At 65.8% G+C, this 12,760-nt stretch carries 12 protein-coding genes; 11 read left to right on the top strand and 1 reads right to left on the bottom strand.

Features of this window, described 5'->3' with window-relative positions; translation table 11 throughout:
• Positions 1-18 precede the first annotated feature (18 nt).
• Positions 19-1,107 (top strand): phospho-N-acetylmuramoyl-pentapeptide-transferase, encoded by a 1,089-nt coding sequence (gene mraY / locus HOY44_RS02120; RefSeq protein ID WP_138422790.1) that lies wholly within the window; start codon positions 19-21, stop codon positions 1,105-1,107.
• On the opposite strand, the gene HOY44_RS02115 is transcribed toward mraY, so the two are convergent.
• Positions 1,104-2,267 (bottom strand): Hint domain-containing protein, encoded by a 1,164-nt coding sequence (locus tag HOY44_RS02115; RefSeq protein WP_287432751.1) that lies wholly within the window; start codon positions 2,265-2,267, stop codon positions 1,104-1,106. The two genes, mraY and HOY44_RS02115, sit on opposite strands and share 4 nt — an antisense overlap.
• A 193-nt stretch (positions 2,268-2,460) precedes the next feature.
• On the opposite strand from HOY44_RS02115, the gene murD reads away from it, so the two are divergent.
• The 10 genes from murD to murB all read left to right on the top strand — a co-directional run bounded on the left by murD (position 2,461) and on the right by murB (position 12,720).
• Positions 2,461-3,861: a UDP-N-acetylmuramoyl-L-alanine--D-glutamate ligase gene (gene murD, locus HOY44_RS02110; protein ID WP_287432749.1), complete on the top strand. Its 1,401-nt coding sequence runs from the start codon at positions 2,461-2,463 to the stop codon at positions 3,859-3,861.
• Positions 3,854-4,786 (top strand): DMT family transporter, encoded by a 933-nt coding sequence (locus HOY44_RS02105; RefSeq protein ID WP_287432748.1) that lies wholly within the window; start codon positions 3,854-3,856, stop codon positions 4,784-4,786. Before murD ends, HOY44_RS02105 begins: the two co-directional genes overlap by 8 nt.
• Positions 4,787-4,890: 104 nt before the next feature.
• Entirely contained in the window at positions 4,891-6,060 is a 1,170-nt protein-coding gene (ftsW, locus tag HOY44_RS02100; protein ID WP_008327741.1) for a putative lipid II flippase FtsW, read from the top strand.
• Positions 6,057-7,181, top strand: coding sequence for a UDP-N-acetylglucosamine--N-acetylmuramyl-(pentapeptide) pyrophosphoryl-undecaprenol N-acetylglucosamine transferase (locus HOY44_RS02095; protein ID WP_287432745.1), 1,125 nt, complete (start codon positions 6,057-6,059; stop codon positions 7,179-7,181). The genes ftsW and HOY44_RS02095 overlap by 4 nt, the downstream gene beginning before the upstream one ends.
• A 33-nt stretch (positions 7,182-7,214) precedes the next feature.
• Positions 7,215-8,618 carry a UDP-N-acetylmuramate--L-alanine ligase gene (gene murC, locus HOY44_RS02090; protein WP_008327744.1) on the top strand — a complete coding sequence of 468 codons (1,404 nt, stop codon included), beginning with the start codon at positions 7,215-7,217 and terminating at the stop codon, positions 8,616-8,618.
• Positions 8,619-8,695: 77 nt separating this feature from the next.
• Entirely contained in the window at positions 8,696-9,532 is an 837-nt protein-coding gene (locus tag HOY44_RS02085; RefSeq protein WP_287432742.1) for an aldo/keto reductase, read from the top strand.
• A 63-nt stretch (positions 9,533-9,595) separates the two neighbouring features.
• Positions 9,596-10,048 (top strand): GNAT family N-acetyltransferase, encoded by a 453-nt coding sequence (locus tag HOY44_RS02080; RefSeq protein WP_138422796.1) that lies wholly within the window; start codon positions 9,596-9,598, stop codon positions 10,046-10,048.
• Positions 10,049-10,087: 39 nt separating this feature from the next.
• On the top strand, positions 10,088-11,287 hold the full coding sequence (locus HOY44_RS02075) for an APC family permease (RefSeq protein WP_287432739.1): 1,200 nt from the start codon (positions 10,088-10,090) through the stop codon (positions 11,285-11,287).
• Between the two features lie 94 nt (positions 11,288-11,381).
• Positions 11,382-11,642, top strand: a complete 261-nt coding sequence (locus tag HOY44_RS02070) for a DUF2484 family protein (protein ID WP_287432738.1) — start codon at positions 11,382-11,384, stop codon at positions 11,640-11,642.
• Between the two features lie 148 nt (positions 11,643-11,790).
• A complete protein-coding gene (gene murB, locus HOY44_RS02065; protein ID WP_287432736.1) occupies positions 11,791-12,720 on the top strand; it encodes a UDP-N-acetylmuramate dehydrogenase in 930 nt (309 codons plus the stop codon).
• Positions 12,721-12,760: the final 40 nt, after the last annotated feature.

Genomic DNA, 12,760 nt, shown 5'->3' with positions numbered 1-12,760 from the left:
GAACAAGGGACGCGAGACATGCTTTACTGGTTGGCCGAACTGTCCGACGGTGGCGACTTTTTCAACCTGTTTCGCTACATCACGTTTCGCGCGGGCGCGGCGTTCTTCACGGCGCTGATCTTCGGATTCCTGTTCGGTCGCCCGCTCATCAACCTGTTGAAACGCCGTCAGAAAAACGGCCAGCCGATCCGCGCGGACGGGCCCGAGGGGCATGTGCTGACCAAGGCCGGGACGCCAACGATGGGCGGGGCGCTTATTCTCGGCGCGATCACGGTCTCGACGCTGCTCTGGGCGCGGCTCGACAACGGTTTCGTACTCGTCGTGCTCGGCGTGACGCTGAGTTACGGGCTGATCGGGTTCGCCGACGACTATTCCAAGATCGCCAAGAACGACAATTATTCGGGCCTGTCGGGCAAGTTGCGCCTGACGCTTGAAGGGATCATTGCGCTGGCGGCGTCCTACGTCATCATGACGCTGCATCCGGCGGAACTGACCGGCCAGCTTGCCTTTCCGGTGTTCAAGGATCTGCTTCTGAACCTCGGCCTGTTCTTCCTGCCGGTGGCGGCCTTCGTCATGGTCGGCGCGGCCAATGCCGTGAACCTGACCGACGGTCTGGACGGGCTGGCGATCATGCCGGTGATGATCGCTGCGGGCACGCTGGGGGCCATCGCCTATGCCGTGGGCCGGGTCGATTTCACTGAGTATCTCGACGTGCACTACGTGCCCGGCACCGGGGAGTTGCTGGTCTTCGCGGCGGGGCTGATCGGCGGCGGACTGGGCTTTCTGTGGTACAACGCGCCGCCCGCCGCGGTCTTCATGGGCGACACCGGATCGCTCGCGCTCGGTGGCGCGCTTGGGGCCATCGCCGTGTCGATGAAGCACGAACTGGTGCTTGGCATCGTCGGCGGCCTCTTCGTGGTCGAGGCGCTTTCGGTCATCATTCAGGTGCTCTATTTCAAGCGCACCGGCAAACGGGTGTTCCTGATGGCGCCGATCCATCACCATTTCGAAAAACGCGGCTGGGCCGAACCCCAGATCGTCATCCGGTTCTGGATCATCTCGCTGATCCTCGCGCTGGTGGGGCTGGCGACGCTGAAGCTGCGCTAGGAGACCAGACGCAGGGGCGGGGCGGTTCGCATCGCGTCCGCGTGCGGCTCGACCAATCCGGTATCGACCAGGGGCTTCAGGTTCTTCTGATGCCGCCGGATTAGTTCCTTGACGAGCGGACCTTTTTCTATGATCGGGCGCGCGGGCCGTGACACCCCGTCTCCAAGGAGGAGGAGCGCGTCCTGCGCGGTCTGCTCCAACACATCACGCGCCTCGGCTTCGATCAGAAGCGTTTCGGCATAGGCTCCATCGGCACGGACGATCTCATGTGTTCCGAGGAAGAGATGGCAATAAGTCACCTCGGCCACGCCCTTGAGCCGGTCCACGCCCGGAAGCCCGACGAGTTTCTTGGCCGGGACGAGGATTTCGGTGCAGCCGAACATGCGACCGGCGATGCGCGAGGCCACGAACATGCGGTGATGCGGCGACACGATCAGGTCGCGCTCGGGCATTCCGGTGCCGAACGCGCCGCGCTTGAACCGCACCGGCGCATTGCGTTTGCGCCGCATGGCGTTGTCGAGTGGGAGCGTCTTGTGCCCGACCCAGAGGACGGGCCGCGGACCATGATCCAGCGTGACGACCAGATCGCCCACCGCGATGGTTTCGACGGGGCACGGGCCGGTGGGCGTGTCGATGGACGTGCCGGCCGCGAAGCACACCGCGACGTTGTTGTTCTGATCGAGGTCGATCTTGACGTCGTCGCCCGCCGGGTCCCAGTCGAGCCCTCGGGTCTGGACCGACGTGATGCCCGGCATATCCCCGGCGCCGTCGTCGAACGCCATGAAATAGCGGTCGCTGCCACCGCCGAGAGGCGTGGCCACGATGAACGCGACCTGCGAGGTGCCGTCGTCACCGACGAGGTTCCGTGTCGCGCCACCGTCGTATGTGACGGTGACCGGGTTCGACGTGCTCGAAGGCGTAACGATCTGGATAGAATACTCGACGCCGTCGATGAACAGCCGTCCGGCATCGGCGTCCTGCGTTTCGTTGATCTCCGTGATCTGGGTGGCGGAGTTGTTGTTCTCGTCGTCGGTATAGGTCGCGTTGTCGACGTAACCGATGATGTCGCCGTCACCGCCCGGAGCCGTGGTGAAGGTCCGGTTTTCGCCGAGGCTCGACAGCTCGACGAGATCGTAAAGCGGCGTATTGCTCGCACCCATTCGTCACTCCGCAGCACTGGAAACACAAAATACGCCTCTGAGTGTTGCGAAAAAGATTGGTTCCCAGACGGCTGAAATGTGGAATTTCCGGGAACATCGTTGCGAATTTTCGCGAAAACCTACGTGGCGGTCGGGGCCACTGGTCAACCCTCTCGGGCCGCGTTACCAAGATCGCGTCACGAAGGAGCGTTCCATGATCCCCGTCCACGGATACGAAGGCGAAAAGGTCGCCGTGCTGGGCCTTGGCCGATCCGGGCTCGCCACCGCGCGGGCGCTGGCGGCTGGGGGGGCGATCCCGTTGTGTTGGGACGACGGGGCCGAGGCGCGGGCGCGGGCCGAAGCGGCGGGGCTGACCCTGCACGATCTCGGCCGCCGCGAGGCGTTCGAAGGTGTCGCCGCGCTCATCACCAGCCCCGGTATCCCGCATCTGTATCCCGAGACGAACAAACACATCGCGCGGGCCTACAAGGCAGGCATCCCGGTCGATAACGACATCGGGCTGTTCTTCCGCTCGCTCGGGTCGGGCGCCTGGGACGAGATGGACCAGCCGCCGCGCGTGGTCGCCGTCACCGGATCGAACGGGAAATCCACGACCTCGGCGCTGATCCATCACATCCTGAACGTGGCCGGGAAACCCGCGCAGCTTGCGGGCAACATCGGGCGCGGGGTGCTCGACATTGAACCGCCGATCGACGGCGAGGTGATCGTGCTGGAACTGTCCAGCTATCAGACCGATCTTGCGCGCGCCCTGACCCCCGACGTTGCGGTGTTCACGAACCTGTCGCCGGACCATCTTGACCGTCATGGCGGGCCGGGGGGCTACTTCGCCGCCAAACGCCGCCTGTTCGCCGAGGGCGGACCGGACCGCGCCGTGGTCGGCGTGGACGAGCCGGAGGGGCTGTTCCTCGCCGGTCAACTGGCGATGGGGCCGGGCGACGACCGGGTGATCCGCGTGTCGGTCGACGAGAAGCTCACCGGGCCGGGCTGGCTGGTCTATGCCCGCAAGGGGTTCCTGTCGGAGACGCGCAAGGGCAAGCAGGTCGGGTCCATCGACCTGCGCACCATCGCGAGCTTGCCGGGCACGCATAACCATCAGAATGCCTGCTGTGCCTATGCGGTCTGCCGCACGCTGGGTCTGTCGCCCAAGGTCATCGAACAGGCGTTCCATTCCTTCGCGGGCCTGCCGCACCGTTCGCAACTGGTGGCCGAGGCGGGGGGCGTGCGCTACGTGAACGACTCCAAGGCGACCAATGTGGATGCCGCCCTGATGGCGCTGCTCGCCTTCAGGAACATCCGTTGGATCGTCGGCGGCCTTCAGAAAGAGGGCGGCCTGTCGGGGCTGGCCGAGGGCCTTCCCAACGTCGCCAAAGCCTATGTCATCGGGCGCGAGGCGGAAGCCTTCGCGCGTGACCTCGGCGCGGTGGAGGCGCAGGTCTGCACGACGATGGAGGCCGCCGTCGCCGCCGCCATGGCCGACGCGCAGTCCGGCGACACCGTGCTGCTCGCCCCGGCGGCGGCGAGTTTCGATCAGTACGACAGTTTCGAAAAGCGGGGCGAGGATTTCATCGCCCGCGTGAAAGCCGCGCTTGACTGAAGAACGGCAACGAACCGGCTTCGGGATTTCGCTCAAGATCGGTGCGGTGCTGTGCTTCACGATCATGGGCGCGCTCATCAAGGGCACCGAGGGGCGCGTGCCGACCGGCGAGGTCGTGTTCTTCCGTTCGTTCTTCGCCATTCCGATCATGATCGGCTGGCTGGCCTATGTCGGCCAGTTGCACGAAGGGGTGCGCACGTCGCGGCCCTTCGGGCATATGTGGCGCGGTTTCATCGGCACGACCGCGATGGGCCTGATGTTCACCGCGCTTACGCTCCTGCCGCTGCCCGAGGTGACGGCGCTGCAATACGCGACGCCCTTGTTCATCACCATTCTGGCGGCCATCCTTTTGGGCGAGCGGATCCGGCTCTTTCGCATGTCGGCGGTTCTGATCGGCCTCGTCGGGGTGCTGGTCGTGCTCTATCCACGGCTGAGCGGGTTTGGCGAGGCGGGCGGGGCCGAATCCCTCGGCGCGCTCATCATGATCGTATCCGCCGTCGCGGCGGCCCTTGCGCAGGTGCAGGTGCGCCGGTTGGTGGCGACCGAGCGTCCGGCCACGGTCGCGCTGTATTTCTCGTTCTCATCGACCCTCTACGCGCTTCTCACGCTGCCGTTCGGCTGGGTCATCCCCGGTGGCATGGATGCCGCGCTGCTCATCCTGACCGGGCTTGTCGGCGGGGTCGGGCAGGGGATGCTGTCGTCGTCCTACCGCTATGCCCCCGCCAGCGTGATCGCCCCCTTCGACTATGCCTCGATCTTCTTCGCCACGGCCCTTGGCATGATCTTCTTCGACGAGGTGCCAACGCACACGACGCTGCTCGGGGCCGCCATCGTGATCGCGGCGGGCATCCTCATCATCTGGCGCGAACGCAAGCTGGGCATGAACCGCGCGGCATCGCGGCGGGCAAAGCAGCCGCCATTTTGAGCCGTTCGCGCGCGCGCCGGACCTATGCAGCACAGGCTTTTGGCGCTAGAGTGACGACAGACCCGGAAAACCGGGCACCTTGAGGCAGTATCGGGCGGTTCATCATGACCGAGATGGTTTATGGCGTCGCACCACGTCAGGCGAAGGATCCGATCCTTCCCCGCTGGTGGCGTACGATCGACAAATGGTCGGTTTCCTGCATTCTCTTGCTGTTCGCGATCGGCATTCTGCTGGGCCTCGCGGCCTCGCCGCCGCTGGCGCAGCGCAACGGGCTGGACCCGTTCTATTACGTCGAACGACAGCTCATGTTCGGCTTTCTCGCCTTCATCGTGATGTTCGCGACCACCATGATGTCGCCGCAGATGGTGCGGCGGCTGGGTGTGCTCGGGTTTCTCGCGGCCTTCGCCGCCATCGTGGCGCTGCCGTTCTTCGGCACCGATTTCGGCAAGGGCGCGGTGCGCTGGTATTCGCTGGGCTTCGCCTCGTTCCAGCCGTCGGAATTCATGAAGCCGGTCTATGTCGTGGTGATCGCATGGCTCATGTCGGCCAGTCAGGAAATTCAGGGCCCGCCGGGCAAGACCATGTCGCTGGTCCTGACGCTCGTCATCGTGGGCTTTCTGGCGATGCAGCCTGACTTCGGCCAGTCCGCGCTGATCCTGTTCGGCTGGGGGGTCATGTATTTCCTCGCCGGTGCGCCCTACATCCTGATCGTCGGGGCGGCAGCCGTGGTGGTCGCCGCAGGCTTCGTGTTCTACGAAAACTCGCAGCACTTCGCGCGCCGGATCGACGGGTTCCTAAACCCCGAGGTCGATCCGACCACCCAGCTTGGCTATGCCACCAACGCGATCCGCGAAGGCGGGTTCTTCGGTGTCGGCGTGGGTGAGGGGCAGGTGAAATGGTCGCTGCCCGACGCGCATACCGATTTCATCATCGCCGTCGCCGCCGAGGAATACGGCCTCGTCCTCGTCATGCTCATCATCGCGCTCTATGCCACCGTCGTCGTCCGCTCGTTCCTGCGTCTCATCAACGAACGCGACCCCTTCATCCGGCTCGCGGGCACCGGTCTGGCGGCCATGTTCGGCGTTCAGGCGCTCATCAACATGGGTGTGGCCGTCCGCCTCTTGCCCGCAAAGGGCATGACGCTACCTTTCGTGAGCTACGGGGGCTCGTCGCTGATCGCGACGGGGATCGCCGCAGGGATGCTGATCGCATTCACGCGGACCCGCCCCCAGGGCAAGATCGAAGACTTCCTCAGGCAGAGAGGCCACGGATGACGGACAAGACACCGCTGCTGGTGATCGCAGCGGGCGGGACGGGCGGACATATGTTCCCCGCGCAGGCACTGGCCGAAACCATGCTGGCGCGCGGGTGGCGTGTGAAACTTTCAACGGATGCACGGGGCGCGCGCTACGCGGGCGGATTCCCCGATGCGGTGCAGATCGAAGAGCGTGCCTCGGCCACCTTCGCACGCGGCGGGGCCTTGGCGAAACTCGCCGTGCCGTTCCGCGTCGTGGGCGGCATTCTGGGGGCTTTGGTACGTACACTTACGGATCGGCCCGATGTGGTGGTCGGATTCGGCGGATACCCCAGTATTCCTGCACTTGCGGCGGCCACGGTTCTTCGTGTGCCGCGCATGATTCACGAGCAGAACGGGGTGATGGGCAAGGTCAACGCGATCTTCTCGAAACGCGTGAACGTGCTCGCCTGCGGAACCTGGCCGACCCGGCCGATCCCCGAGGGCGTCGAAGCCGTCCATGTCGGGAACCCGGTGCGCGGGGCGGTGCTGGAACGCGCGGGGGCGGGCTATATCCCGCCCGGCGATTACCCGATGTCTGTGCTGGTCATCGGCGGCTCGCAAGGTGCGCGCGCATTGTCGGACAACGTGCCCGCCGCGCTCGCCGCGCTCCCCGATCATATCCGCGAACAACTCACTGTTTCGCATCAGGCGCGCGAAGAGGACGAGGCGCGGGTGCGCGACTTCTACGACGCGCAGGGTATCCGCGCCGAAGTGCAGCCGTTCTTTTCCGACGTTCCGCGCCGGATCGCGGAAAGCCAGCTTGTCATCAGCCGCTCCGGCGCCTCCTCGGTCGCCGACATTTCGGTCATCGGGCGCCCCGCGATCCTGATCCCCTATCCGTTCGCCACCGGCGACCACCAGACCGCCAACGCGCAGGGTCTGGTCGACGCGGGCGGCGCGATCCGTATCCCGGAAAGCAAGCTGGAACCCGCCATGTTGTCGGAACAGGTGGCCAGCGTGCTGGACAATCCCGAGGCGGCCATGCAGATGGCGCGGGCCAGTCTGTCGACGGGCAAACCCGAGGCTGCCGAGAGCCTCGCGCGGTTGGTGGAACTGCTGGCTGACGGGCAGGGTTCTGTCCGGACACAGGCGGCCTGAACGCCGCCGCGCACAACGAGAAAGGGACAGGCGATGAACGCAGCGGCGACGAAACTCCCCACCGAGATGGGGGCGATCCACTTCGTCGGGATCGGCGGAATCGGCATGTCGGGCATCGCCGAAGTGCTTCTGAACCACGGCTACCGGGTGCAGGGCTCCGACCTGAAAGCCTCGCCGATCACCGAACGCCTCGCCTCGCTGGGCGCCGAGATTTTCATCGGTCAGCGTGCCGAGAACCTCGAAAACGCCGAGGTCGTCGTGATTTCCTCCGCCATCAAGCCGGGCAACCCGGAACTCGACACCGCGCGCGCCCGTGGTCTGCCTGTCGTGCGCCGGGCCGAGATGCTGGCCGAACTCATGCGGCTCAAGTCGAACATCGCGGTGGCGGGCACTCACGGCAAGACGACGACCACGACGCTGGTCGCGGAACTGCTGGTGGCGGGCGGCATCGACCCGACCGTCATCAACGGCGGTATCATCCACGCCTACGGCTCGAACGCCCGGATGGGGCAGGGCGAGTGGATGGTGGTCGAGGCGGACGAAAGCGACGGCACCTTCAACCGCCTGCCCGCGACCATCGCCATCGTCACGAACATCGACCCCGAACATATGGATCACTGGGGCACCGAAGAGGCGCTGCACAAGGGGTTTTACGACTTCGTGTCGAACATCCCGTTCTACGGTCTGGCCGTGTGCTGCACCGACGACGCCGACGTGCAGACGCTGGTGGGCAAGATCACCGACCGGCGCGTCGTGACCTTCGGCTTCAACGCGCAGGCCGACGTGCGGGCGGTGAACCTGACCTATGACGCCGGGATCGCGCATTTCGACATCGTGCTGCCCGACGGGCGGATTGACGGCTGCACCCTACCGATGCCGGGCGATCACAACGTGTCCAACGCGCTCGCCGCCGTCGCGGTGTCGCGTCACCTCGGCATGAAATTCGCCGAAATCCGCGAGGCGCTGGCCAAGTTCGGGGGCGTCAACCGCCGGTTTACCCGCGTCGGCATGTGGAACGACGTTCCGATCATCGACGACTACGGCCACCACCCGGTCGAAATCGCCGCCGTTCTGAAAGCCGCGCGCCAAGCCGTGAAGGGCCGGGTGATCGCCGTGCACCAGCCGCACCGTTATTCGCGCCTGCACAGCCTGTTCGACGACTTCTGCACCTGTTTCAACGAGGCCGATGTGGTCGGCATTTCCGAAGTCTACGCGGCGGGCGAAGATCCGATCCCCGGCGCGACCCGTGACGATCTGGTCCGGGGGCTCACCGCCCACGGCCACCGCCATGCCTATGCGGTCGATACCGAAGAAGATCTCGCCGCCCTCGTGCGGGCCGAGGCCGAGCCGGGCGATATCGTCGTCTGCCTCGGGGCCGGGACGATCAGCACATGGGCGCGGGGGCTGGAGGCCAAGCTTACGAAGGTTCCCGCCTAGCCCCTGTGCAGCGGCGCGGCCCCCGGTCCGCCCCCGCAATGACAGCATACGACCGCCCACAATTTTCGGAGTTTCGCATGACCCGTATCGACCCAGCCCCCACCGTCACGCTCGCCAACGGTGTCGAGATGCCGCAACTGGGCCTTGGCACATGGCCGATGACCGATGCCGAAGCCGCGAAAGCCGTCGCGACGGCCATCGAGACCGGCTACCGCCTGATCGACACGGCCGAGAACTACAAGAACGAAACCGGCGTCGGGCAGGGCATCCGCGATGCGGGCGTCGCGCGCGACGAGGTCTTCCTCACCACCAAGATGAACAAGCAATGGCACAGCGTCGACGGGGCGCGGCGGGCCTGCGAGGCGAGCCTCGAACGGCTCGGTCTGGACTACATCGACCTGTTCCTGATCCACTGGCCGAACCCGGACCAAGGCACATATGTCGAGGCTTTCGAGGGGCTGACGAGGCTCCTCGACGCGGGCCTCGTGCGTGCCATCGGCACCTCGAACTTCCTGCCGCATCACCTGAACGACCTTTTCGCGGCGGGCTTCGTGCCGCATGTGAACCAGATCCAGCTCGACCCCTATCACCTGCGTCCCGACATCACGGCGATCCATGCCCAAAAGGGGATCGTGACCGAAAGCTGGTCGCCCATCGGTCGCGCGGGCGAGATGCTCGCGGACCCCGCGATCACCCGGATCGCCGAGGCGCATGGCAAGACAGCGGCACAGATCGTGCTGCGCTGGCAGGTCCAGTCGGGCTTCGTTCCAGCCCCGAAGTCGGCGGACCCAGAGCGGCAGGCCCAGAACCTCGACGTTTTCGGCTTCGCCCTGACCGAGTCGGACATGGCGGCATTGAGCGGGCTCGACCGCCCCGACCCGGACATGCTGGACGCCAACAGCTTCGGGCATTGACCGCCAGACCTTGACCCGGCTTTGCGAAAAGCGGACCCTGCGCGCCACATCAGGGAGGATGCCATGACGATCGAGGCCAAGCCCCGCGTGCGGGAACTGTCGCGCTACGATTTTCCCGACCTGCACGAGCTTCTGACGCATTACAGCGGCGGCAAACCCGTGCCGGACGGGGCCGAAGGCGAGGCGATCCTTTATGAAATCCTCGCCATGCCGGGCACCTCGCTGTTCGGTGCGGAATGCGAAGGGCGGATCGTATCGACCGCGATGCTGTCGATCCTGCCGAATCTGACCTTCGGCGGCCGTCCCCTTGCGCGGATCGAGAACGTGGTGACGCTTCCCGATTTCCGCGCCCGTGGTTTCGCCGCCGCCGTCATGCAAAAGGCGATCGACAAGGCCAAGTCCAAGAACTGCGCGGATATATCGCTGCTTTCGCCCAAGTCCCTGAATGCCGAAGGTTTTTATCGCAAGCTGGGCTTCAAGGACGACACAATCGGCCTGCACCTGTCCATCGGCTGACTTGCCCCCGAAAGACGCTGACGGCATCGTCGTCTGGCGATGACGGACACGACGGACACTCTTCCCAAACGATTGGGCACCGGGCTTCTGACGGCCTACGGGGTCGGCATCATGGTCGGCGCCGGCATCTACGTGCTGGTCGGCCATGCGGCGGGCGAGGCCGGGGTCTGGGCGCCGCTCGCGTTTCTGCTGGCCGGGATCGTCGCCGTGCCTTCGGCACTGTCCTTCGCCGAGCTGTCGTCGCGCATTCCCGAAGCCGCGGGCGACAGCGCCTATGTCGAGTATGGTCTGCGCGCCCATTGGCTCGCGGTGCTGGTCGGCCTCATCAACATCGCCGCAGGGATCATCGGCGGCGCGGCGGTCCTGCGCGGCGGGGTCGGATACCTCACCGCGCTTGTGCCGGTCGATCCGCTCATGGCCATCGTCGCGCTCGGCGGGCTGCTGACACTGATCGCCGTGCTCGGCGTGGTCGAAAGCCTGTCCTTCGCGGCGATCCTGACGGCGGTCGAGGTCGGGGGCCTCGCACTGGTCGTCTGGGCAGGGTTCACGGCGGCCCCGACATCGGACTGGGCCGCGCCGACGGCGATCCATCTGCCGGGGGTCATGGCCGCGTCGATCTTCGCGTTTTTCGCCTTTCTCGGTTTCGACGACCTAGTGAACATGGCCGAAGAGGCGCGTGAGCCTGCGCGCCAGATGCCGCGCGCGATCCTGTGGTCGCTTGCGATCACTTCGGTGCTCTACGCCCTCGTCACGCTCGCCGCCGTCCGCGCCGTCCCGCTCGAGGCTCTGTCGGGGTCCGAGCGCCCCCTTGCACTGGTCTGGACCGCCGCCACCGGGCAGCACGCCGTCTTTTTGTCCTCCATCGCCGTCGCGGCGGCGCTGAACGGCGTGCTCGCGCAAGTGGTCATGGCATCGCGCGTGTTCTTCGGTCTCGGGCGACGCTCGCGCGGCCTTGCGATCTTTCACCGGGCCAATCCCCGGTTCGGCACCCCGGTTCTCGCCACCATCGTCACGGGTGCGGCCACCATCGCGGCGGCGGCCATGCTGCCGGTCGCGCTTCTTGCCGAATACACGACCCTCGCCCTGCTCGTCGTCTTTACCATCGTGAACGCCGCCCTGATCGGGGTGAAGCGGCAGAAAACCCCGTCACCGTTCTCGGTGCCGGTGATCGTGCCGTGGCTTGGCATCCTCGGCGCGCTCGCGCTTTTCGTGGCCAACGTGCAGGCGTTTCTGCCCTGAGTGGGGGCCGAAACATTGGCCCGCTATCGCCCCAGTTTTGCCCGGTTCCGCGAACAGACTGCCCGGATCGCATGAATTCGACAGGAGCCCTGCCATGACCGTTTCCCTGATCTCCGGATGCCTCTGGGTGCTCGCTGCCTCGCTGATCGCGTTCCTGCCGATCCGGCAGCAGATCATCCCCGGTGCGATCCTCGGCCTGTCCGCCTTCGCGCTTCTGGGCTGGATCGGCTACCAGAACGGCTGGATCTGGACGGCCGTCGGCGTCTTCGCCTTCGTTTCGCTGTTTCGCAACGGGTTCAAGGCGATCCCGGCCATGATGCGCGGCGAAAAGCTGGAAATCCCCGACCACATCTGACCGGGGGCGAAACCCTCGCGGGGGCGGGGATCGCCGGTTTCGTGCCATTGGTCCGAGCGGCTATGGCGCTGCCCCCACACGGGCCGGATTGCGCCAAAGCGCAATGCGAAACCTTGCCCCGGCCTGATCCGCGCGCTACCCGGTGGCCATGACACGTACGCTTCCCGAAACCCGCGGCACCCTGACCGAAAACCGCGACCTCGCCTCGCTCACATGGATGCGCGTGGGCGGACCTGCGGATTGGCTGTTCCAGCCAGCGGACGAAGACGACCTCGCCGCCTTTCTGCGCGACCTCGACCCGTCCGTTCCGGTGTTTCCCATGGGCGTCGGCTCGAACCTGATCGTGCGCGATGGCGGTATTCGCGGCGTGGTGGTGCGCCTTGGCCGCGGTTTCAACGGGATCGACATCCAGGGCACCACGGTGATCGCAGGCGCCGCCGCGCTTGACGCGCATGTGGCGCGCAAGGCGGCCGAGGCGGGCGTCGACCTGACCTTCCTGCGCACGATCCCCGGCACGATCGGCGGTGCGGTGCGCATGAACGCGGGATGCTACGGCAGCTACACGGCGGACGTGTTCCGGTCGGCGCGTGCTATCACCCGGTCGGGCGAGGTGGTGACGCTCGCGTCCGAGGATCTGAACTTCCGCTACCGCCAGAGCGACGTGCCCGAGGGCATGATCCTGACCTCGGCCACGCTTCGCGGCGGCGAGGGCGCGCCGGAGGAGCTTGCCGCGCGGATGGAGGCGCAGCTTGCCAAACGCGACGAAACCCAGCCGAGCAAGGACCGCACCGCAGGCTCGACGTTCCGTAATCCGGCGGGCTTTTCCTCGACGGGACGCGAAGACGACACGCACGAGTTGAAGGCGTGGAAGGTGATCGACGACGCCGGGATGCGCGGGGCCGTGATCGGCGGTGCGCAAATGAACATGAAACACTCGAATTTCCTGACCAACACCGGCGGGGCCACCGCGCAGGACCTTGAATCTTTGGGAGAAGAGGTTCGGAAAAAGGTTTACGAAACCAGCGGCCTGACGCTAGAGTGGGAAATCATGCGGGTCGGAGAACCCGCTTCTAAATAAAAGCAGATCAGAACGGTCGCAAAAGACCGTCACGAGAGGC

This window comes from Maritimibacter sp., assembly GCF_016774595.1.
Taxonomy (GTDB): domain Bacteria; phylum Pseudomonadota; class Alphaproteobacteria; order Rhodobacterales; family Rhodobacteraceae; genus Maritimibacter; species Maritimibacter alkaliphilus.
Note: the sequence above shows the minus strand (reverse complement) of the source record. Positions and strands in the feature narration are given on the sequence as shown.

Coding starts and splice junctions, on each gene's coding strand:
- HOY44_RS02095 (WP_287432745.1), top strand. CDS start 6,057: ATGACGGACAAGACACCGCTGCTGGTGATCGCAGCGGGCGGGACGGGC.
- ftsW (WP_008327741.1), top strand. CDS start 4,891: ATGACCGAGATGGTTTATGGCGTCGCACCACGTCAGGCGAAGGATCCG.
- mraY (WP_138422790.1), top strand. CDS start 19: ATGCTTTACTGGTTGGCCGAACTGTCCGACGGTGGCGACTTTTTCAAC.
- HOY44_RS02080 (WP_138422796.1), top strand. CDS start 9,596: ATGACGATCGAGGCCAAGCCCCGCGTGCGGGAACTGTCGCGCTACGAT.
- HOY44_RS02115 (WP_287432751.1), bottom strand. CDS start 2,267: ATGGGTGCGAGCAATACGCCGCTTTACGATCTCGTCGAGCTGTCGAGC.
- HOY44_RS02070 (WP_287432738.1), top strand. CDS start 11,382: ATGACCGTTTCCCTGATCTCCGGATGCCTCTGGGTGCTCGCTGCCTCG.
- HOY44_RS02085 (WP_287432742.1), top strand. CDS start 8,696: ATGACCCGTATCGACCCAGCCCCCACCGTCACGCTCGCCAACGGTGTC.
- murB (WP_287432736.1), top strand. CDS start 11,791: ATGACACGTACGCTTCCCGAAACCCGCGGCACCCTGACCGAAAACCGC.
- murC (WP_008327744.1), top strand. CDS start 7,215: ATGAACGCAGCGGCGACGAAACTCCCCACCGAGATGGGGGCGATCCAC.
- murD (WP_287432749.1), top strand. CDS start 2,461: ATGATCCCCGTCCACGGATACGAAGGCGAAAAGGTCGCCGTGCTGGGC.
- HOY44_RS02075 (WP_287432739.1), top strand. CDS start 10,088: ATGACGGACACGACGGACACTCTTCCCAAACGATTGGGCACCGGGCTT.